The organism is Natrialba sp. SSL1 (genome assembly GCF_001861355.1).
Lineage (GTDB): Archaea > Halobacteriota > Halobacteria > Halobacteriales > Natrialbaceae > Natrialba.
This window is the reverse complement of record NZ_MASN01000037.1, coordinates 32088-53663: the sequence shown is the minus strand read 5'-3', so window position 1 is coordinate 53663 and position 21576 is coordinate 32088. Positions and strand designations below refer to the sequence as shown.

At 61.2% G+C, this 21576-nt stretch carries 19 protein-coding genes; 10 read left to right on the top strand and 9 right to left on the bottom strand.

Features of this window, described 5'->3' with window-relative positions:
* Positions 1-63 precede the first annotated feature (63 nt).
* Positions 64-525: a hypothetical protein gene (locus tag BBD46_RS14120; protein ID WP_071402345.1), complete on the top strand. Its 462-nt coding sequence runs from the start codon at positions 64-66 to the stop codon at positions 523-525.
* A gap of 17 nt (positions 526-542) precedes the next feature.
* Here BBD46_RS14120 and BBD46_RS14115 read toward each other — a convergent pair whose 3' ends face one another.
* A complete protein-coding gene (locus BBD46_RS14115; RefSeq protein ID WP_071402344.1) occupies positions 543-1187 on the bottom strand; it encodes a ferredoxin--NADP reductase in 645 nt (214 codons plus the stop codon).
* Between the two features lie 153 nt (positions 1188-1340).
* Between BBD46_RS14115 and BBD46_RS14110 the strand changes: the two genes are divergently transcribed.
* The 3 genes from BBD46_RS14110 to BBD46_RS14100 all read left to right on the top strand — a co-directional run bounded on the left by BBD46_RS14110 (position 1341) and on the right by BBD46_RS14100 (position 4894).
* Complete coding sequence (locus BBD46_RS14110; protein WP_071402343.1) at positions 1341-3092, top strand: 2-oxoacid:acceptor oxidoreductase subunit alpha; 1752 nt, start codon at positions 1341-1343, stop codon at positions 3090-3092.
* The gene (locus BBD46_RS14105; protein ID WP_071402342.1) at positions 3092-3964 is read left to right on the top strand and encodes a 2-oxoacid:ferredoxin oxidoreductase subunit beta; all 873 of its coding nucleotides are present in this window, start codon (positions 3092-3094) and stop codon (positions 3962-3964) included. Before BBD46_RS14110 ends, BBD46_RS14105 begins: the two co-directional genes overlap by 1 nt.
* A gap of 195 nt (positions 3965-4159) precedes the next feature.
* Positions 4160-4894 carry a class I SAM-dependent methyltransferase gene (locus BBD46_RS14100; protein ID WP_253184573.1) on the top strand — a complete coding sequence of 245 codons (735 nt, stop codon included), beginning with the start codon at positions 4160-4162 and terminating at the stop codon, positions 4892-4894.
* Positions 4895-4993: 99 nt separating this feature from the next.
* Here the strand turns inward: BBD46_RS14100 and BBD46_RS14095 are convergent, their stop codons facing one another.
* A complete protein-coding gene (locus BBD46_RS14095; RefSeq protein ID WP_084777765.1) occupies positions 4994-5797 on the bottom strand; it encodes a DUF6517 family protein in 804 nt (267 codons plus the stop codon).
* Positions 5798-5965: 168 nt separating this feature from the next.
* Between BBD46_RS14095 and BBD46_RS14090 the strand changes: the two genes are divergently transcribed.
* Both BBD46_RS14090 and BBD46_RS14085 read left to right on the top strand, forming a co-directional pair.
* Positions 5966-7087 (top strand): pyridoxal phosphate-dependent aminotransferase, encoded by a 1122-nt coding sequence (locus BBD46_RS14090; protein ID WP_071402339.1) that lies wholly within the window; start codon positions 5966-5968, stop codon positions 7085-7087.
* A gap of 105 nt (positions 7088-7192) precedes the next feature.
* Complete coding sequence (locus BBD46_RS14085; RefSeq protein ID WP_253184572.1) at positions 7193-7942, top strand: CPBP family intramembrane glutamic endopeptidase; 750 nt, start codon at positions 7193-7195, stop codon at positions 7940-7942.
* A 56-nt stretch (positions 7943-7998) separates the two neighbouring features.
* Here BBD46_RS14085 and BBD46_RS14080 read toward each other — a convergent pair whose 3' ends face one another.
* The 3 genes from BBD46_RS14080 to BBD46_RS14070 form a co-directional block, all read right to left on the bottom strand.
* A complete protein-coding gene (locus BBD46_RS14080) occupies positions 7999-8718 on the bottom strand; it encodes a helix-turn-helix domain-containing protein (protein WP_071402337.1) in 720 nt (239 codons plus the stop codon).
* A gap of 60 nt (positions 8719-8778) precedes the next feature.
* Positions 8779-9201, bottom strand: coding sequence for a nucleoside 2-deoxyribosyltransferase (locus BBD46_RS14075; protein ID WP_071402336.1), 423 nt, complete (start codon positions 9199-9201; stop codon positions 8779-8781).
* A gap of 64 nt (positions 9202-9265) precedes the next feature.
* The gene (locus BBD46_RS14070) at positions 9266-10279 is read right to left on the bottom strand and encodes a TIGR04024 family LLM class F420-dependent oxidoreductase (protein WP_071402418.1); all 1014 of its coding nucleotides are present in this window, start codon (positions 10277-10279) and stop codon (positions 9266-9268) included.
* Positions 10280-10481: 202 nt separating this feature from the next.
* On the opposite strand from BBD46_RS14070, the gene BBD46_RS14065 reads away from it, so the two are divergent.
* The 3 genes from BBD46_RS14065 to BBD46_RS14055 all read left to right on the top strand — a co-directional run bounded on the left by BBD46_RS14065 (position 10482) and on the right by BBD46_RS14055 (position 14212).
* Positions 10482-11894: an FAD-binding oxidoreductase gene (locus tag BBD46_RS14065; RefSeq protein WP_071402335.1), complete on the top strand. Its 1413-nt coding sequence runs from the start codon at positions 10482-10484 to the stop codon at positions 11892-11894.
* Positions 11895-11974: 80 nt separating this feature from the next.
* On the top strand, positions 11975-12634 hold the full coding sequence (locus tag BBD46_RS14060; protein WP_071402334.1) for a trimeric intracellular cation channel family protein: 660 nt from the start codon (positions 11975-11977) through the stop codon (positions 12632-12634).
* A 198-nt stretch (positions 12635-12832) separates the two neighbouring features.
* A complete protein-coding gene (locus tag BBD46_RS14055; protein WP_071402333.1) occupies positions 12833-14212 on the top strand; it encodes an HD domain-containing protein in 1380 nt (459 codons plus the stop codon).
* A gap of 174 nt (positions 14213-14386) precedes the next feature.
* Here the strand turns inward: BBD46_RS14055 and BBD46_RS14050 are convergent, their stop codons facing one another.
* The 4 genes from BBD46_RS14050 to BBD46_RS14035 all read right to left on the bottom strand — a co-directional run bounded on the left by BBD46_RS14050 (position 14387) and on the right by BBD46_RS14035 (position 20466).
* Positions 14387-15619 carry a hydroxyacid-oxoacid transhydrogenase gene (locus BBD46_RS14050; RefSeq protein ID WP_071402332.1) on the bottom strand — a complete coding sequence of 411 codons (1233 nt, stop codon included), beginning with the start codon at positions 15617-15619 and terminating at the stop codon, positions 14387-14389.
* A 408-nt stretch (positions 15620-16027) separates the two neighbouring features.
* Positions 16028-16522 (bottom strand): hypothetical protein, encoded by a 495-nt coding sequence (locus BBD46_RS14045; RefSeq protein WP_084777764.1) that lies wholly within the window; start codon positions 16520-16522, stop codon positions 16028-16030.
* Between the two features lie 393 nt (positions 16523-16915).
* Positions 16916-18553 (bottom strand): RNA-directed DNA polymerase, encoded by a 1638-nt coding sequence (locus BBD46_RS21690; RefSeq protein ID WP_084777763.1) that lies wholly within the window; start codon positions 18551-18553, stop codon positions 16916-16918.
* 215 nt (positions 18554-18768) lie between these two features.
* Positions 18769-20466: a thiamine pyrophosphate-binding protein gene (locus BBD46_RS14035; protein WP_071402330.1), complete on the bottom strand. Its 1698-nt coding sequence runs from the start codon at positions 20464-20466 to the stop codon at positions 18769-18771.
* A gap of 248 nt (positions 20467-20714) precedes the next feature.
* Between BBD46_RS14035 and BBD46_RS14030 the strand changes: the two genes are divergently transcribed.
* Positions 20715-21575, top strand: coding sequence for a UbiA family prenyltransferase (locus BBD46_RS14030; RefSeq protein WP_071402329.1), 861 nt, complete (start codon positions 20715-20717; stop codon positions 21573-21575).
* Position 21576: the final 1 nt, after the last annotated feature.

The following is a 21576-nucleotide window of genomic DNA, read 5'->3' as shown; positions in this document are numbered from 1 at the left end:
GTTGGGACTCACATGCTCGCAACTGTAACAAATGCTTATCAGAATCGTTCGAGTAGGTGGCGTATGAGCCTGTTCGAGCGCCTCGGGGAGAGAGTTGAAGAGTTCAAACAGGAGGCCGAAGCCGCACGAGACGATACAGCGCCGTATCTGTGTCGGGACTGTGGCGAACGCTTCCATCAGGCACAGAAGACGTGTCCCGCGTGTGGAAGCGACCAGCTCGCGGTGCGAAAGGACGTGGCAGCGTCCGAGGAAGACAGTGCGTCCGAATCCGATTCAGAGGCCGAAGTCGAAGCCGATCCTGACACAGATCACAACGCTGACGCTGACGCTGCCTCTGCCTCTGACTCTGAAGGTGATTCCGAACCAGAACCCGAATCCGAACTGGATCCAGTGGCCGCGTCCGACTCCAACTCCGAATCAGACCCAGCGGACACAACACTCGAGGAGTCCGACGATCCGGCAGCACTGATTACTGAGGCTGAATCCGAGGAGGCAGAACGGACCGACGACGGAGGGCAACAGTAGGTTCCGATTCAGACCGCTTATCCGAAGTTCTCGATCAGCGCCTCGTCCGAATCGCCGCCCGCCTCTTCGATCGTCTCAGAGACGAGTGTCACGAACTCCGCGAAGCCGAAGGCATAGATCTGTCCTTCGTTCGAATGTGCCTCGATGGCAGCCGCCAACTCCTCGTCCGCGCCATCCTCGACGATTGTGACTGGCGCGCCGTCCTCCTCGAGTACCTCCAGTCGCTCGCGGTGGGCGGGCGCGTCGTCCTGATAGATGACGACGGCGTCCTGATCCGCCGCGTGGGCGGCTTCGGCGATCGAAATCGCAGGACCGACACCAGGTCCGCCGGCGACGGCGACGACGTCCTGCTCGCCCTCGTAGGTGATGTTGCCGAACGGGCCGTCGATGTGGATCGTCGCGCCGGACTCGAGATCGGCGAGCCACGGCGAGAGGTCGCCGTCGGGATCGATACCGACGGTGATCTCGAAGGTGTCGCCGACCGACGGCGAGGAGAGCGTGTAGTGGCGGGCGAGTTCCTCGTCGACGCCGTCGGGTTCGGCGCGGACGAGCACGAACTGGCCGGGGAGCGCGTCGAATTCATCGGGCGTTTCCAACTCGAGTGCAACGGTATCTGGTCCAACCTCACGTACCGATTCGACAGTGACTGGCGTGCCTTCCATACCGGGACGTTCGGCCGGCCGTCGAAAAGGCGTTCCGTTCCAACTCTGGAGTCGCCAAACACCGACCAAACGTACAGATTTGCCCACCCCTCGAACGGCCGGATTATGCTTTCAGAAGCCTTTTTATTGGCTGGCAGCAAGGTTCGCCTTAACATGGCTGAGGACCTCAACTGGGCGGTCGGAGGCGAGGCTGGCGATGGCATCGACTCCACTGGGAAGATCTTCGCCCAGGCGTTATCCCGAGCCGGACGGCATGTATTCACGTCGAAAGACTTCGCGTCGCGAATCCGCGGCGGCTACACAGCTTACAAGATTCGCACGTCGGTCGACAACATCCAGAGCGTCGTCGACCGCCTCGACATTCTCGTCGCGCTCACCCAGCGCACTATCGACGAGAATCTCGACGAACTCCACGAGGGGAGTGCAATCATCTACGACGGCGAACGCTCCTGGGAAGCCGATATCCCCGAGGAGATGTCCGCCGTCGACGTCCCTCTGAAATCCCTCGCCGAGGACGCCGGTGGCGCAATCATGCGCAACATCGTCGCACTCGGTGCCGCGTGTGAGATTACCGGCTTCGACGTCGAGTATCTCGACGAAGCACTCGAGAAGCGCTTCGGTGGAAAGGGCTCGAAGATCGTCGAGAACAACAAGGAAGCTGCCCGTCTGGGTCAGGAATACGTCCAGGAGAACTACGATCTCGATCTCGACTACAATCTCGAAACGACTGACAACGACTACGTCCTGCTCAACGGCAACGAAGCGATCGGGATGGGGGCAATCGCTGCTGGCTGTCGCTTCTACGCTGGCTACCCGATCACGCCCGCGACGTCTATCATGGAGTACCTGACGGGCCGTATCGAGGAGTACGGCGGGCACGTCGTGCAAGCCGAGGACGAACTCTCGGCGATCAATATGGCCCTCGGCGGGGCACGCGCCGGTGCGCGAGCGATGACCGCAACCTCCGGTGCCGGGATCGACCTGATGACCGAGACGTTCGGTCTGGTCGCAACGAGCGAGACGCCGCTCGTCATCACCGACGTCCAGCGCTCTGGCCCCTCGACCGGGATGCCGACCAAGCAAGAACAGGGCGACCTCAACATGGCCCTCTACGGTGGTCACGGCGAGATTCCACGCTTCGTCGTCACCCCGACGTCGATCGACGAGTGTTTCTGGAAGACGATCGAGGCGTTCAACCTGGCCGAGAAGTACCAGACGCCGGTCTTCCTGGTCTCCGACCTCGCGATGTCGGTCACCGAGCAGACCTTCGAGCCAGACGCGTTCGACATGGACGACGTCGAGATCGACCGTGGCAAACTCGTCGACGAAGACGAGGTCGACGAGTGGCTCGACTCGCAGGGCCGCTTCCGCGCCCACGCCAACACCGAGGACGGTGTCAGCCCCCGCGCGATCCCGGGGACGGCCGACGGTGCACACATGTCGACCGGACTCGAGCACAACGAACTCGGTCGCCGAACCGAAGAGCAGGACGTCCGCGTCCAGCAAGTCGACAAGCGAAACCGCAAGGTCGAGACCGCAAAGGAACAGGAAGAGTGGGACTACCGCGAATTCGGCGACGAAGACGCCGACAACCTCATCATCTCGTGGGGTTCGAACGAAGGTGCCCTCGTCGAAGCACTCGACTATCTCGAGGACGAGGGTGTTGACGTGCGCGTCATCTCGGTGCCGTACATCTTCCCACGACCCGACCTGAGCGACGAGATCGCCGCCGCCGAGGAGACGATCGTTGTCGAGTGTAACGCCACCGGACAGTTCGCCGACGTGATCGAACACGACGTGCTCGAACGCGTCAAGCGCATCAACAAGTACACGGGCGTTCGCTTCAAGGCGGACGAACTCGCCGAGGAAATTACCGAAAAACTCTCCCAGGAGGTTCCAGCATAATGAGCTCTCAATCCGACGTTCGATTCACTGACTTCAAGTCCGATAAGCAGCCAACCTGGTGTCCCGGATGCGGTGACTTCGGGACGATGAACGGCATGATGAAAGCCCTCGCCGAGACCGGCAACGACCCCGACAACACGTTCGTGGTCGCCGGGATCGGCTGTTCCGGCAAGATCGGGACCTACATGCACAGCTACGCGCTGCACGGGGTCCACGGCCGCGCACTGCCGGTCGCGACCGGCGTCAAGATGGCGCGCCCGGACATCGAAGTGATGGCCGCCGGCGGTGACGGTGACGGCTACTCGATCGGTGCCGGTCACTTCGTCCACGCCGTTCGCCGGAACGTCGACATGTCCTACGTCGTCATGGACAACCGCATCTACGGCCTGACGAAGGGCCAGGCCTCCCCGACCTCGCGCTCTGACTTCGAGACCTCGACGACGCCGGAGGGACCACAGCAGCCGCCGGTCAACCCGCTCGCGCTCGCACTCGCCTCGGGTGCGACCTTCATCGCGCAGTCCTTTGCCTCGGACGCGCTGCGCCACCAGGAGATCATCCAGGAGGCCATCGAGCACGACGGCTTCGGCTTCGTCAACGTCTTCAGTCCGTGCGTCACGTTCAACGACGTCGACACCTACGACTACTTCCGCGACTCGCTGGTCGACCTGCAGGAAGACGAAGACCACGACCGCCACGACTACGAGGACGCCAAGGAAGTCATCCTCGACGGCGACAAGGAGTATCAGGGAGTCATGTACCAGGACGAAAACTCGGTGCCGTACCACGAACAGCACGGCGTCACCGAGGACATGTCCGAGATTCCGGACGGCGCTCCTGAGGACGCGATGGACCTCGTTCGCGAGTTCTACTAACTGCGACTGCGGTCACAGGCATCCGCCATCCGCCTCACGGCGGTTGCCGTGTATTATTCACGCCACTCACTTGTCTTGTTTCATCACAGTTTGCGTTATTATCGTAATCAGCCGTTGGTGAGACGATTCCAGTATGAGTTACAAATGAGTATGACCAAAAGTCGGAAAAGAAACAACTAATCCGGAGGGGGACGCATGACTGCGTTCATGGCGCCTGATGAGAATCCTACCGTAGAGGACGCATACGATAAATTAGCACAAACCTACAAGACGCAAGAGGAGGACCCGTACTGCGCGGACCTAGAATTTCCTGCGATGACGGAACTCATCCCGAACGTCGAGGGCAAACGAGTGCTCGATGCGGGTTGTGGACACGGTCGATACGCAGCGTGGTTGATCGAGAGGGGAGCGGAGGTCCTTGCCGTTGATGAGAACAGTAACATGCTCGAACAGGCGAGAGAACGAATCGGCGACCGAGCAGAAATTCGCCAGGCTGATATCACGGACCCCCTCGAGTTCGCCGATGACGGTGCGTTCGACGGTGTCATTTGCGGCCTTTCGCTTCATTACGTCGAAGACTGGCGAGAGGCCTTCACGGAGTTCGCTCGTATCCTCCGGCCGGGTGGCTTTCTCGTTTTTTCGGCGCAACATCCTGTTGATGAGTACATCGCGTTCGAGGCTGAGAACTACTTCGAAATCGAACAAGAGCGGATGACGTGGTCGGCTTCCGGAGCAGACGTCGATGTTCCCTTCTATCGCCGGCCTTTTGCTGAGGTTATCAACCCACTCATCGAAACGGGGTTCCAACTGGACGAACTGGTCGAACCGAAGCCGAGAGCGACGTTCAAAGAGAAGAACCCCGAGTCCTACGAAAAACGACTAACATACCCAACATTCCTGTGTATCCGAGCATCAAAACTCGAGAAGTAACGACGTGTGGCGCCGAATCAATTGAGACGATGCTGACTGCTCACATCGGTCTCATCTTAGTCATGTGCGTTCCGACACTCCTACCCACCCACAAACAACTCAGACCGGGTGCTCGACTGACTCGAGTAGCTCCTCGATATTCGCCGACTCCTCGGCCAGCATTTCGGGGTGCGTTCCCAGGAGGACGAGCAGGTCGTCCTCGTTGACGAACGAGGTCAGTGTCAGTTCGATCTCGATCTCCTCGCCGTCGAACGTGGACTGCCCGACGAACGTATCCACGTCGCGGCCGTCGCCGAGAATCTCCAGCCCGAACGACTCCCGGTGCTCGATGTCCTCGATCTGGCCCGCCTCGCTGTCGACCTCCTCGAGGAGGCGCTCGACAAGGTCGTGGTTTCCGAGATCCTCGAGCGGGTTGAACGACCGCCCCAGAATCTCGACCGCCGGCATCGAAAGCGCCGTGAACAGCGCGGCTTCTTCCTCACCGACGGGAGCGAGGTCGACATCTTTCACGTACGACGACTGCCAGAAGCCGGCCTTGATCTCGCGCTCGATTCCCGCACCGACGTCGACGGACTCCTCGAGTGCCTGCTCCTCCACGGACTCCTCAGCGTAGCCGGTCTCCTCGAGTGCGTCGTCGTGGGGGGCGACTCTGTCGGCGCTGAACTCGAGTGGGCCGTTGCCGAGCGCGAAGTCGAGACAGCCGGCGGTCAGTGCGAGCGAGGCGGTGGCACCTGCGGCGAGTAGCGAACGCCGTGAGGTGGTACTCGTCGATTCCGTTCGTACTGACGCCGCTGTCATGTCATGAGCGCGCGTAGAATCGCGAGCCACGTCCCCACTGGAGGTGTGACTGTCACGATTCGGTGACGAATCAGCCATCATCACAGTGTTCGAAACCAACACCATAGTCGTTGTGGTCCGGTCTGAGGGTCTGACTCACCGTTCAGTCGGTGTTTCGAATGATTCAGAGAAATGTCTGATGGAAGCCGGTACTGGCTCTGGTCAGAAGACGGCCATCGTGTGTGAGCGAGAGACACATCAAGAGTTATCGGGATTGCCCGCACCCATGTAGGTATGACCGAGTTTGCAACCCGGGTCGAGGACGTGTCGATCAGTGGCATCCGCGAAGTGTTCGAGGCCGCGGGCGAGGACGCGATCAACCTCGGCATCGGCCAGCCGGACTTCCCGACGCCGGGCCACGCCCGCCGGGCGGCGATCGAGGCCATCGAATCGGGCCAGGTGGACGCCTACACGTCGAACAAGGGCATCCGCCAGCTTCGGGAAGCCATCGCGACGAAGTACGACCGCGACTACGGCATCGAGGTCGACCCCGAACACGCGATCGCTACCTCGGGCGGCAGTGAAGCGCTCCACCTCGCGCTCGAGGCCCACGTCGATCCGGGTCAGGAGGTCATCTTCCCCGACCCCGGCTTCGTCTCTTACGACGCGCTGACGCGGTTCGCCGGCGGCACGCCGAAGCCGCTCTCGCTGCGCGAGGATCTCACCCTCGATCCGGCGGCCGTCGAGGAGGCCATCACCGACGAGACGGCGGCGTTCATCGTCAACAGCCCGTCGAACCCGACCGGGGCGGTCCAGAGCGAAGCCGACATGCGCGAGTTCGCGCGGATCGCCGACGAACACGACGTGCTCTGTATTTCCGACGAGGTCTACGAACACATCGTCTTCGAGGGCGAGCACCACTCGCCGCTGAAGTTCGCCGAGACGGACAACGTGATCGTCGTCAGCGCCTGCTCGAAGACGTACTCGATGACCGGTTGGCGACTCGGCTGGCTCGTCGGCTCCGGCGACCGCATCGAACGCATGGTTCGAGTCCACCAGTACGCCCAGGCCTGCGCCTCCGCACCGGCGCAGTTCGCCGCTGAGGCGGCGCTGACAGGCCCGCAGGACCCAGTGGATGAGATGGTCGCCGCGTTCGAGGAACGGCGTGACATCGTCGTCGACGGCCTCGTGGACGCCGGTCTCGAGGTTCCGACGCCGTCGGGTGCGTTCTACGCCATGCCGAAGGTTCCCGAGGGCTGGTGTGAGGAGCTACTAGACCGCGGTGTCGTTGTCGTGCCCGGCGACGCCTTCGGCGCGAACGGTGCCGGCTACGCCCGCCTCTCGTACGCGACCGGCATGGAAGACCTGAAGGAGGCACTCGAGATCATGGACGACGTGACGACCGCAGTGCAGTAGCGACACGCCCGCTGCCGTTCGGTTCGGTCCACTTTTCGAGAGTATATAAGCAATCCAACTGTGCAGTACGAACGGCCATCGACGGCTGGCCCGTCCGTGCTACTGATGGCCACCGACACTGACAGTCACTCGAGTAGCGCAGCAACCAGATGGGATGTCCGCGTGCCCACGGCCGGACTCGACGAGCGACTGGGGCTCGTTCTCGGTGCGAGCGCGCTCGTCGTGGTGTGTACATCGATGCTGATCGCGACCGCCCTCGCGCTGGGTATGTCAGGTGGGCCGGCCGCTGAACCGTCCCCGGGTCTGATCTACGGCGCGAGCGCGGTCGGCTTGCTTGCGGGGGTGGGCCTCTGCTGGTGGCGGTTCGACGAGTCCGAACGGCGGGCGGCGTTCCCGCTCTCGCGACCCAGTCGGACCGAACTCGGCTGGACGTTCGTCTTCCTTCCGCTCGGCATCGGCGGCTTTCTCGCCGGCGAGCAGGTCGCGGCGCTGCTCGGCTTCGACCTCCCCGCGTTCTACGCGTACGATCTGACTGATCCCGCGACCGCACTGGGTGTCGTCCTTGGTGCCGTTCTCGTCGCACCGCTCGCCGAAGAACTGCTCTTTCGGGGTGCGCTCGTCGGCGCGGTACTCGAGTCCCGTCGCTCCGTCGTGTTCGCTGGAGCAGTGTCGGTCGGCCTCTTCGCGGGTTACCACGTGTTTGCACTTGGCGTCGCGGGCGTCTTCGCCATCGCAGGCTGGGCGATTTTCCCGACGATTCTTCGCTTCCGGTTCGACAATCTTGCAGGGGCGTGGCTGTTGCACCTGCTCAATAATCTGTACGCTTACGTCGTGATCGCTGTCCTCGCGAGCTGAGGGGCTGTTAAGATGGTGTCGGCTGTCGCCCTGCTATCGTCGACCGCTCGGTAGCGCTACGACAGCACCGACTGCATCACCGCTCGCTCCGCGCGTCGAAGCAGGTCCGAGGCCGTACTCTCGGTACAGTCGAGTGCCGCCGCGATATCGGCGAGACTCCCCTCGCGCGGAATCTCGTAGTAGCCACAGTCGACGGCCTGCCGGAGCGCTCGGTACTGTCTGGCGGTCAGTTGGTCCGTAACCCGCGGCCCGCGGCCACGGTAGTCACCGATCTCCTCGATTTCGACGGTGACTGTCGACGAGAGGTCGTCGACGACCTCGCGAAGCGCCTCGAACTCGCCGAGCAGCGTCAGCCGAACGACGCCGTCTTCGACAACGACGGGCGGCACGTGGATGAAGTCGTGGCTGAAGAAGGCGGCCCACCACGACTGGTCGGCGTCGGGCGAGTCCTCCTGTACGTACGCGTAGAACCGCTCGTCGTCGACCGGTTTGAGTTCGTAGCCGACGATTTCCGGTGCCGACTCGAGTGCCGCCTCGTACACTGTCCGGTCGCCGACGACGAACAGGAGCTGGTTGAGCACGTCGTTCCAGCTCATTCGCCAGTTGAGCAGTTCCTCCCGGACGATAGCGTCTTCGGCGGCGATCCGCGCGTCGAACGAGCGGGTGTCTGTGGGAGCTGTTTCGTTGCCGTCGCTGGCTTCGCTTTCGTTGTCTCCTTCATCAGCAACCTCCTCGCCCCAGTCGTCTCCAGCAACGGTCACTTCGACGAATCGCATCTGCTCTGACTGCGCGTGCGCGGCGAATAAAACTCCGGGTCCGGACCACCGCAGCTCCCGTCAGCGCTGGCGCTCCAGAAACGCCTCGAGTTCCGCTCGGATCGTGTCGGGGGAGTCGTACTCGAGTACCCGGACGCTGTCGTTGCCGCGGATCATGGCCGAGAGCTCGTGGGGCGAGTCCGGGCGGTAGAGACAGCAGATCGGTTTCTCGAAGGCAACGGCGCGACCGAGTTCGTAGCCGACGCCGAGACTGGGAGTGGTGACTTCGGCGACGACCACGTCGGCCTGACGCAGCCATTCGAGGTCCTGTTCGTAGATGTCGGTGTCGGTGAGATCGGCTTGCGCTTCGGTCGCTTCGACATCGTCGGTCCCGACGTGTTCGGTGAGGACGGTGCCGTGAGACTCCAGCAGTGCAATGAGTTCGCGATAGAGGGCGGCGTCGTCGCGGCCGCCGCGGATGGAGCCGGCGAAGTAGATGTCCATGGCGGCGTGGTTCCGACCAGTGGGCAATCAACGTTCGGATTGGCGTCTATAGTAACAACTGCAACTACAGTGCGCCGGTGACGGCCTCCATCGTCGTCACCTTGTCCTCCTCGGAGACGCCCCTGACAAAGCCGACGCGGACCGCGTCGACGCCGTCGATGTCGGCGTACGCTTCGACCCACTCGCGGACCTCCTCGGGGGTGCCCGCGGGTGCGAGATCGTCGAGTACGTCGTCTGGGAGCGCTGCGGCCATCGCGTCCGTGTCGCGGTCCTCCCAGGCGGCTCGGATCTCGCTTACGACATCTTCGTAGCCCTGTTCGGCGACGGAATCGCCGTAATAGGGGCCGTACGCCCCGAGCATGAACGCCGTCGTGCTGCGGGCGAGTTCTCGTGCCCGCTCGCGGTCCTCGGAGGCGACCCCGCGGACGATCGGTGCAACACGGAGGTCGTCGAGACTCTTCCCCGTGTCCGCGAGTTCCGCGCCGCGCTCTAGGTCTTCGAGACGGTCGCGCAGGCCGTCCGCGGTGAACAGCTGCGGTGCCCAGCCGTCGCCGAAGCGACCGGCCATCTCGGTTGCCTTCGGGCCGAGGGTAGCGACGTCGATCGCCGGTGGCGTGTCGGGAACGTCGCGCTCGTAGTCGAGTCCGGGAATGTCGAAGATGTCGCCCTCGTAGGCGGTCGAGCCGGTCTCGAAGACGTTGCGGATGATCTCGATGGTCTCTCGAGTACGACGCAGCGGGCGGTCGAACTCGGCCCCGTGCCAGCGCTCGGTGATCGCAGGTGAGCTCGGTCCGATCCCGAGGCGGAAGCGACCGTCGGAGGCGTCGTGGAGCGTGAGCGCCGTCTGGGCGAGCATCGCGGGCGAACGCCCGTACGGCGAGACCACGTCGTTCGAGAGGCCGAGCTCGTCCGTGCGGTCCGCTGCGAGCGTCAACGGCGGGACGATGTTCCAACCCGTCGTCTCGCCCGTCGTGATCCGGTCGAAGCCGAGTTCTTCGGCCTGGACGGCGCGGTCGGCCACGTCCTGCGGGCGCTCGTAGTCGTTGAGCCCGATCAGGAGGTCCAGTTCGGCGTTCATGCTCTCACTTTCGGACACGGTACTTTCCTCTGCGCTCGTCGCTCGGTCGGTTCTGTCGGCTCGTGTGGCACGAGTACGCTCATCACCATCTACCGCGTGACCGATTGGCATAAAATTCAGCGTTCCCGACAGGGTCGCCGCGGCTCTCCGTAAGCGCCACCGCGGAAGAAACGTTGATACGGCTCGTCACTAATGCGAGCGTATGACTCACGACTGTTCGTTTCTCTCGGACCTCCCTCTCGCTGACGACCAGGTTTCGTTCGCGACGGGACGACGAGAGACCCACGCAGCCGACTGGGGCGCACAGCAGACCGACGAGGGCGTCGTTCCAGACGCGGTCGTCTGGGTGGAGGAGACCGCAGACGTGGCTGCCGTACTCGAGTCGGCCACCGAACACGGCGTCCCGGTCACACCCTACGCGGCAGGGACGGGGCTCGAGGGCAACGCCGTTCCGGCCGAGGGTGGTATCAGCCTCGATCTGACGCGAATGGACGACGTGATCGACTACCGGCCGGACGACTTCCAGATCGACGTCGGGCCGGGGATCATCGGCGACGCGGTCGACGAACACGTCGCGGGCGACGGCCTCTGGTTCCCGCCGCTGCCCTCCTCGGGCGACATCTCGACGATCGGCGGCATGATCGCGACCGACGCGAGCGGCATGCAGACCGTCAAGTACGGTGAAGTAGCCGACTGGGTGCTCGCACTCGAGGCCGTCCTCGCCGACGGCACCGTGATCCGGACCGGCTCGCGGGCGAGCAAGACCTCGAGCGGCTACAACCTCACCGACCTGCTCGTCGGCAGCGAGGGTACCCTGGCCGTCATCACCGAGGCAACACTCGAGTTGGCCGGCCGGCCACAGCAGATCCGCGGGGGGCGAGCGATCTTCGATAGCCTTGACGACGCGGCCGAAGCCATTTTCGACGCGATTCGGACGGACGTCGACGTGGCGCGGATCGAACTCGTCGACGAGTTGAGCGCCCACATGGCGAACGAGTACCTCGGCTCGGAGTTACCCGACGCGCCGATGGTCTTTCTCGAGTTCCACGCGAATCACGGCATCGAGGAGGAGATCGACCTCTGTCGGACGATCTTCGAGGACCACGACGTGGCGCAGTTCGAGCTGAGTTCGGACGACGCGGAGATGGCCGAACTCTGGAAGGTGCGCCGGGAGTTGGCCTACGCGGAGGCGAACTACGATCCGGAGCTGACGCCGATCCATCCGGGTGACGTGACGGTGCCGATCAGTTCCTATCCCGAAATCGTCCGCGAAGCCAAGCGGATCGCGGGAGAGACGGACCTCCTGATTCCGTGCTTCGGCCACGCGGGCGACGGGAATCTCCACTACACCGTCCTCGTCGACCCCGAGGATCCCGAGTTTGTCGAACGTGGGGAGGAGGCGTACCGGGAACTCGTGGAACTCGCGCTGGACATGGGTGGTACGGCGACCGGTGAGCACGGTATCGGCCAGGGCAAGCAGGCGTATCTCGAGCCCGAGCACGGAGCTGGTGGGGTAGACGCAATGCGTCGGGTCAAGCGAGCACTCGATCCGACGGGAACGCTGAACCCGGCCAAGATTTTCCCAGCGGAGAGCGACGAGGACGCGGGTCGGTAGGCGTTGCTGGAGGCCACACCTGCTCGCGGTGAAACCAGGAGACGGAGCACTCAAGACACTCTCACCCGTAGGCCAGCGCAGTGAGTCAGGACGCCATCACGGTACTGTTCGGCGATCCGTTCGCCGTCATGAACACGATCGGCCTCGTCGCGTTCGCCCTCGTCGGCTCGTCGAAGGCGATCCGCGAGGAGTTCGACGTGTTTGGGATCGCGATTGTCGGCCTGGCGATGGCGTTCGCCGGTGGCGTCACTCGCGACCTGCTCGTCACGCGCGTGCCGCTGGCGCTCCAGTCACCGATCGAAATCAGTCTGGGACTGCTCGGCGTTGGGCTGGCCATCGGACTGAGTGTCGTTCTATCGTCTCCCGAACAGCATCCAATCACAATCGTCTCCGACGCGATCGGGCTGGCCGCCTTCGCGACGACTGGCGCGATCGTCGCGACAGAGGTCGGCGTGTCCGCCTTCGGCGTCGTCGCGATCGCAACGATCAACGCCGTCGGCGGCGGCGCGTTCGCGGATATCCTCCTCGATCGCGCCCCGTTCATCCTCTTCGAGGACTTCTACGCGAGCTGTGCGGTTCTGGGCGGCAGCGCCTACTGGCTCGTCGGAACGGTCGGCGGTGCCGAAGGGCTCGCCGCCGTAGTCTGTGCGGCAGTGACCGTCGTGACTCGGCTGGCTGCGGTGACGTACAGCTGGAGTCTTCCCACAGTCCACCATCTGGGGCGACAGCGCAACCGGTAACGCCCGGTCACGATATCACGACATCACACCACACCACAATACCACCACACCACGACACTACCACACCACCACACCACCACCACACCGCCACACCACACCACCACCGCAGTACTGACACAGACCGAAAGTGCCAGAAAGGGTGCCCACGTTGTCTCCACATCTCTCGCCGTTGTCCCGCCAGCGGCACGCTCATCACCTATGTCCACACAGATCAAAGACCCAGTCCACGGCTACATCGAACTCGACCAACCGCTGGTCGACCGCATCGTCGACACCCGCGCCTTCCAGCGCCTGCGCTACGTCCGCCAGCTCTCGGCAACCCACCTCGTCTACCCCGGCGCGAACCACACCCGCTTCGAGCACAGCCTCGGCGTCTACCACCTCGGACGCACCGTCTTCGAAAAACTCCGCGGACAGTCGTACTTCACCCGAAATACCGACGGCGACAGTCTGGACGAAATCCAGCGGACACTCGAGTGCGCCTGCCTGCTCCACGACGTCGGACACCCGCCGTTTTCCCATCTGGCGGAGCAGTTCCTCGATCGGGAGGAGCTGTACGGCCGGCTCGAGGACGCGGGACTCGTCGGTGCGTTTGCAGAGGCGGGGCTCGACGATGGAGCGATTCGAACGGCGAGTTCGCACGAACTGCTCGGCTGTCTCATCATCATCCAGGAGTTCGGCGAGGCGCTGCAGGCGCTCGGCGTGGATCCGTACGAGGTCTGTGGCTACGTGCTCGGCTACAGTCTCGTCTTCGAACGCGGCGGCCCCTGGCAGTACGGCCTCGGGGCGCAACTGCTGCACTCGCCGATCGACGTCGACCGGCTGGACTACATCACGCGGGACAACCGGATGACCGGCGCAGACGTGTTGAGCTTCGATACGAGTCGAATGGTCGACGCCTACACCGCCCACCCGGAGGAGGGGCTCGCGCTCTCGGAGAAGGCCCTGAGCACCATCGGGAACTATCTCGAGGGGCGGATCGCGCTGTACATGTGGGTCACCCAGCACCACAAGTCGGTGTACGCGAACGTGTTGCTCCGGGCGATGCTGGAGGAACTGGATTCGCTCACCGCGGTGCGGCCGGTGACGATCGACCAGGTGATCGGCGATGAAATCGACGACAACACGCTGATGGAGCGCCTCCGAAAGACGGCTCGCGAGCAGCCGGAGTCGACGCTCGCGGCGCTGTACGACCGCTTCCGAACGCGGCGGTTTCACAAAACCTGCTGGAAGCACCGGATCGCCTACGCGGACCGCGTGGATGCAGACCGGGAGGCGTTCGGCCAGTGGCTCGTCGGCAACGCGGACCGGCTCGAGGACCTGCTCGCGTCGGAGCTGGACGTGCCGACCCACGAGGTGTGGATCGAGCGCTCGTACGTGCCGGAGTACGAGCCGGGCGAGCTGCGGGATATTCCGATCGCCTACGGCGGGACAACCCGTTCGGTCGGTGACTGGGGACTGTACGGGGAGCGGGCGTTCGACACGCCGATTCCGTTCGTGTTCGTTCCCGACGGTGAGAAGAAGCGAGCGACGAAGACGCTCGTGGCGCAGTTTCACGCGGAGTACGGCGGCCGCTGAGTGGGAGTTCGCTCTCGCTCAGTCACTGCTCCTTTGCCAATCGTACGAACGATAGGACTGGCGTCGGAGTGTCGTTCGGTGTGGATCTGGCCTGGTTCGGTTCAGACCGTACTCGAGTTCGGCCTCTTCCCCAGACACACCTCGGAGTAGCAACTGGTGGTAGCTGTGACTGGCTCAGAGGGCGGCTGCGAAAATCTCCTCGAGAGCAGTCTGATCGACACGGCGCGGGTTCCCGACGAGTAATCGTTCGATGTCGGTCGTCTTCTCGGCCAGGCGCGAGATGTCGTCTTCCGTTACTCCGAGTTCCGAGAGCCCGTCGGGAAGGCCGATATCGGAACCGAGCGCTTCGACGGCAGCCCCGGCCTGGTCGGCAGCGCTCCGGTCACTCATCCCGTCGGTGTTCTCACCGAGCAGTTCGGCGATATGTGCGTAGCGGCCGAACGCACTCGAGGCGTTGTGGCGCATCACGTGTGGGAGCAAGACGGCGACGGTGACGCCGTGCGGCGTGTGATTCTCCCCGGCGACGGGGTACGCCATCGCGTGAGTCGCCCCGAGACCTGCGTTGGTGAACGCGATGCCGGCGAGGAGACTGCCGAGCGACAGCGCCCGTCGCGCCTCCACGTCGGCACCGTTGTCGACCGCCCGGCGCAGGTTCTGTCCGATCAGATCGATCGCTTTCTCGGCGTAGAGGTCGGTCACTGGCGTCCGGCCGCCGTAATCGGGCCGCTGCGAAGCACTGTCGGGTTCGGCTTTTGCGTCGTAGCGCCGCGTCGTGTAGGCCTCAATCGCGTGTGTAAGTGCATCCATTCCCGAGGCCGCGGTGATCGCCGGCGGGAGTGAGACGGTCACCAGCGGATCGACGATTGCTAGCTCCGGGTAGAGCTGCTGACTCGAGATGCCGACCTTCAGTTTCCGGTCCGGGAGCGAGACGACAGCCGCCGGCGAACTCTCGGAACCGGTTCCCGCGGTCGTCGGAACGGCAACGACGACCGTCTCGGACTCGGGAACTGGTTCGCCCTCACCGATTGGTGGGGCAACGTACTCGAGTACGTCCTGCTCCGAGCCGGCGAGTGCACCGGCCGCTTTCGCGACGTCGATTGAGCTTCCGCCACCAAGCCCGATCACGGCATCGGGATCGTGGCTGGCAACGGCCGCTCTCGCGGCTCGGTAGACGTCGGCGTCGGGGTCGGGCTCGACGCCATCGAAGACGGTGACTGTGATTGTGTCGGGCACCGACTCGAGTGCGTCGTCGACGATACCGGCGTCTCGGAGCGCCGTGTCGGTGACGACGACGAGGCTGTCGATCGCTCTCGCTTCCAGTTCGGCACCAAGTTCGTCGAGCGCTCCCGTGCCGAATTTGATCCGGTCTGTGATCGAAAATTCCCAGACTGACTCGGGTGTGTGCATAGGCAGTGAATATCACGCATCCAGTTAATCGTGTGGCAAACGGGTGATCGTCCCGTGTGGATGTAGCGGTGTCTACCGGCGTGCTGTGCGGTGGGTCGGGAGTAAAGTGTGGTGTAGTGTAGTGCACTCCCACGAACAACGCGGCAGTGAGTGGCGATGATGATGGTGATAGCGATGGCGATAACAGTCAGAGCGGGACAGCCAGGTGTCGCCACCCCGATACTGCCGACATCGATACTGCCACACAGACAGCACGTCGCCACCGACCCACCTCAGCACTCACGCCCACACCCACCCAGTGGTTCGCCGCAACTCGAGTCCGATTCGACTCGACTTGACTCGACTCAAATCAAGTTAGTCTGCACAAATCGACCCGACTCGAGTTACCCGACGTTGAATCGTACCAGATCAGGTCGAACTGTGATCGGTGTCAGAGCCAGAATCGGACTGCGAGCCTTCTCGAGTGTTGCGTCGCCGGGCTCGGGCTCGGCGAGCGAAGCCGGGAGAGACCTGACAGCCGCAGGGGCCGGCGATGGCTTCGGTGGGGCTGGTCATACTGGTTCGCGTGACGGGGTGGTCACAGCGGGGGCAGTTGGGCAGCGAGGTGGTGTCTGGGTCAGGGGTGTAGTCGGGGTCGAGGCCGAGGGTGGCTCTGAAATCGCGAGTGGTGTTACGTTGGTTGCTGGTGGCTGGTGAGTTGTCGGTAGCTGTGTCGGCTGTGGCGTCAGCGTTGCCGGCCCCGTCGCTGTTGTTGACTGTGTCGCCGTTGCTGGCTTCGCCATCGTCGTTGGCGTCGCCGGTAGCCGGGTCGCCGTTGGTGGTGGCTGTCTCGGAGGTGGAAACAGCGTCGGCGTCCTGATCACCAGCAGTCTCAGGCTCGGCGACTGAATCGTCGTCACTCACGGTGATCAGCTCCGAGTGAGTGTGAGAATCGCGGTCCAGCGGGTAGTTGAGTGCTTCGCGTCGGATGTCGTGCGGGACGTTTATATCCCGGTCGGCTGTATGGAATCATGGCTACAAGCCGGAGCGGCTTGGAAGCCACGTCTCGGGTGTGCCAGCACCCGGGGCACTTTCGTACCCACGTTGTGGCTTCCGTTCTAATTGTTGACTTGTAGTGACTTATAACTACCGCTAGTTTGAGGGAAAGAGGACGTATACCGGTTTCAGTTTACTTACTCGATATCAGGTTGATTCTTTCTATTATAGGTTAGATAAATAACTATTGAGCTTAAGAAACTGGTTGACCTGGCTTTACTCGCTCTGAATTCACATCTGTGTATCTCTTAGAAGGATTGGTTATGCTTTTTCTTTGGCAAGGTCTATTGAAAACTCACAATATTGATGGTCGGTTTTCGCCTGATTATAAATAGTAGCCCTCATACCACTTTCCATATTCCGGATACCCATTAAGATAATTGACTTCCGAACATCATTGCTTGTCCTAGGATATCTATCAAATATGGCTTTTATGTCAATTGCCTCTCCATGTTCACCCAAATAGGATATAATGTAATTTTTTATCTCTCTGATTTCATAATCTCTATTCAGCAATTCTCTCATACCTCCTATTATTTCCTTGCTCCTGATACCTGCTTGAAAGATCCAACGAACAATAGCAAACTCATGATACTCATAGGGTACATCTCCCGACAGGATCATCTCCATCATTTTCCCAGCCAGGCTTTCCTTATTGTCGAGGTTGGAGAAATATTTATCAAGAATTCTCCTAATGTCTGGTCCTCCGTTTTCTATCCTTTTCATGCAGTATGGGACTGCATAGTAACTGTTGAGATAACCCATTCTCCTAATTAGGAATCTAAAGAGAGTGCCATCTACTGACTCCTTATCCTGTATGTGCTTATCAAAAGCTTTCTCTACAACCTTGGCTTTTTCGTCATCACTTAGTTTGGAATATGAAACAACACCCCCATCCGTATATGGTAATTTCACCTCTGTTTTCACATCATCAACGGTAACACCCCCCGTTTTCCTTTTCTTCTCTTTTATTTCCTTCCGTTTTTGTTCTTTCTCACGTTCAATTCGGTCACCAACCTTCTTATTTATCTCAGAGATCACATCTTTTGGGTTTTTGAATTCTTCTAATGCTTCTTCAGATGAGAGAACCCTTGTTTTCTTTCTATTCAAATACAAACCGCTTTCACGATAGATCTTTATCAAATATCTTAGTGAGTTGATGGCTTCTTCTTTGTCTTCACAAAACAGGATCAAATCATCACTGTACCGAACATGGTGTATTCCTTTAGATTTTAGCCCACGGTCAATACTGTCAAAATATAACTCAGAAAGTACGTTCGAGGGGTAATATCCTTGTGGTAGTCCACGCGATTTGGGGCGATGCCATCGACGTAGACAGTTTCTTAATAGAGATCTAATATTGTCGTTATCATAGATTGTTCGTATTTTCGAATCTAATAATCTATGATCAATATTTTCAAAATATGAATTTACATCTGTTAGAACTACATAATCATATTCTTCCGCTAACTTTCGTGTTTTCTTATTATACTTCTTCCACGACTGAACAGGTTTTTCCATCCATTTTGTACCATCAATGTCATCTAATAATATTCGAGAATATCTACAATCATTGCTAGACCACTTAATCCTCTTCCTTATGTCATCGTACATATCAATCACAATTGCAGAATATAGAGTGGCATCTTTAATTTCCAAGTACCTTCCAGGCCGTATATTCCAATTCCTTTTTGGAACATTTATGACACGTGCATCTGACGGAAAGTACCCATCCTCAATAGAGTAATATAAACTCCGTATAAAATCCTGTTTATTTTCATCATTATCTATTATATCAGTTATGTGTGGGTTGTTGACAAACACCTTCTGGTTGTCATCAATATTCCTTTTACTCTTATCCCAGGCAAGTTCGAGATTTAAACTCTCAGATAATCTCATATGTTCGGTCGTGATCCAATTCTATTAATTGTTGTTGATGCGGCACATAGGAACGGTCCACAATCTATCTTGGATTTCAAATAGGCTCATTTAAAACCAGCATCGAATAATATATTTTAATCTGAATAGCTATTAAATAAGAGTGTCATCGATAAATAGATGCCTATAAGAGGTCGAGATTCTCAACTTGTGCACGGATATTAAACGGTCATCTCTCAGTCGTGTACCAGCACGTCTAGCACGTCCGGCCCCTCGCGCTCCATCGCCGCCGACACCGCGTCCTCGATCTCGTCGGGCGTCTCCACGAGTTCTGCCCGCGCCCCGTGGCTCTGTGCGTTCTGGACGATATCCACCGGCGGCTCGAAGTCCATCCCGACGAAGTCGTACTCCCCCTCTTCGCCGCCGAGCAGCCCCAGCGTGTTGTCCTTGAGAATCCGGTAGTTGCGGTTGTCCGAGACCACTACCGTCAGATCGAGGTCGTGTCTCGCCGCGCTGTAGATCGAGTGCGGGTAGTAGAGGTACGAGCCGTCGCCGATGAAGCCCACGACCTCCCGCGGCTCATCGCGCTGGCCCTCCGCCACAGCGGCTCCGACGGCCGCAGGCAGCCCGTAGCCCAGGCCGCCGCCCTTGTTCGAGATGTACTGCTCCGGCGCGAGCTCCCAGCGGGTCAGCATGGCGTACTTCGAGGTCACCCCCTCGTCGACGATGTAGGCGTCGCCGGCCGCCCGCTCTAGCTCGTCGACCAGTTCGGCCTTCGACGCCCGCGGGTCGTCCTCCGCGTCGCCGTCGCCCATCTGAGCCATCTTGGCGTCGACCATCTCCTTCACTGCAGCGACCGTCTCGAGTCGCTCCGTAACGGTCTCATCAGAAACCTTCGACGAGACGCGCTCGTCGAGTTCCTGCAGCGCCAGCCCGGGATCGCCGATAACCGCCGCGTCCGCTGTCTGGTTCTTCCCGAGCTGCCAGGCGTCGTCACCGACGTGGATGCACGTCGTCTCCGGATCGACCAGCGTCTCCTCGTAGCGCGTCAGCGTCGTGTTCGTCGAACAGCCCACGAACGCGATCGTGTCCGTATCCATCAGCATCGACGCCAGACTGTCGTTCGGCGGGATGTAGGACACCCACTGCTCGTGATCCGTCGGGAAGTCGACCTCGCAGGCCAGAATTTCGCCGTGGACGCGCGCCCCGGTCGTCTCCGCGAGGTCGACCGCCGCCGCAACCGCATCCGACCCCGAGCGCGCAACGTGATCGCCGACGACCAGCACCGGGTCGTCCGCCTCGGCCAGCAACTCGGCGGCGTGCTCGAGTTGCGCCGGGTCGCCGCTCCCGCCGTTCGGAATCGGCCCCAGCCGTTCCGGCTCGGCGTCCGTCTCGGCGAGCATCACGTCGAGTGGCAGCCCGAGGAAGACGGGGCCGGTCGGCGGCGTCATCGCGACGCGGAACGCCCGCCGGAGCATCGTCGGCAGCGCTTCTACGTCAAGCACCTCGTCGGACCACTTGCAGAACTGGTCGGCCATCTCGGTCAGGTCGCCCGACAGAATCGGCTCCTCGTGGCGGAAGTCCGTGCTGTGGTTGCCCGCCGTCACGACCAGCGGCGCGCCGGTGATGCTCGCGGCATAGAGGTTCCCCAGCCCGTGGGCCAGCCCGGGCGCGATATGCAGGTTCACCACGCCAACCGGCAGGATAGACTCGTCATGATGGGAATGGTATCGCCGCGTCTGGGCGTAGCCGCCGGCCATTCCCACAGCGACGTCCTCGTGCAATCCGAGGATGTACTCGAGTTCGCTCTGACTGACGGCGTCCATGAGCGGGAGTTCGGTCGTGCCGGGGTTGCCAAAGAGGTAGTCGACGCCGTACTGCTCGAGGGCGTCGACGAAGAGATCGGAACCGGTGTAGTCGGCTGTGTCTGTCATGGTCGCTCGTGGTACGGGACGACACATCAAACTGTGTGTTCCGGTTGTTCCGGCCTCGCGGTGCCGCACATTGCAGTTGACGATTCCGACAGTGCAGACCAGTCGATCTATCGCTACTTTCCAGTCTCCCCATCCTGCCTGCCCATCCTCCGTCGTTCTACGCAGCCAATGTAGCTCATCCCACGCGTGCGCTCACAGCCTGTGACGCCGGGCCGGGTATTATAGGACCGTTCGGTGTCCCTTTTGCCATGGCCCTCGCGAGACGCGGCGCTGGCACTGAGGCGACGACGCGGGCGTACCTGTCGCAGGTGCATCCGGTGTTTATGCTGCCGCCGCTGGCTGCGTCCCTGTTCGGTGCGCTGCTCGCGACGACCGTGAACCCGGTGCTCGCAGCGATCCACGTCGTCGCGATGTTCGCCGCAGTCTACACGGCCCACATCAAGGACGGCTACGTCGATTTCTACGTTCGTGACGAGGACGACGATCACCCGCTCACCGAGCAGGGCTGTCGACTCGGCCTCGTTTTCTCGACCGCGGTTTTTGCACTCTGCTGTCTCTTGCTGGCGCTGCTGGTCAACTGGGTCGCCGTCGCCCTGACGCTGCCGACGTGGCTCATCGCCTACCATCACGCGCCCCAGTTGGATATGAATCCGGTGACTGCGACGACGGGCTACCCGCTCGGCATCGCGCTGTCGTTGCTCGGCGGCTTCTACGTCCAGACGACGACGATTGCGGCCGTGCCGCTCGGCTTTGCGCTCGTCTTTCTCCTGTTGCTCTCGGGGATCAAGGTGATCGACGACGCGCAGGACTACGACTACGATCGGTCGATCGAGAAACGGACCGTCGCGGTGACCGTCGGCCCCCATCGGGCGTACACGGTCGCCTACGGGTTGATGGCGATAGCATTACTCGTCGTCACCGGCTTCGTCATCGGACAGCAATTTCCACCGACGGCGTTGCTCGCGGCGCTCGCGTTCGCTGTGGTCGCCATAATCGCCGTGCGAGCACCGCCAGATCTCGCGACGATGTTGCTCATTCGCGGCTCGTACGTCTTTCTGGCGGTGTTAGTCGCCGCTGTCTGGTTCGAACCGCTCGCCGGCCTCATCTGAC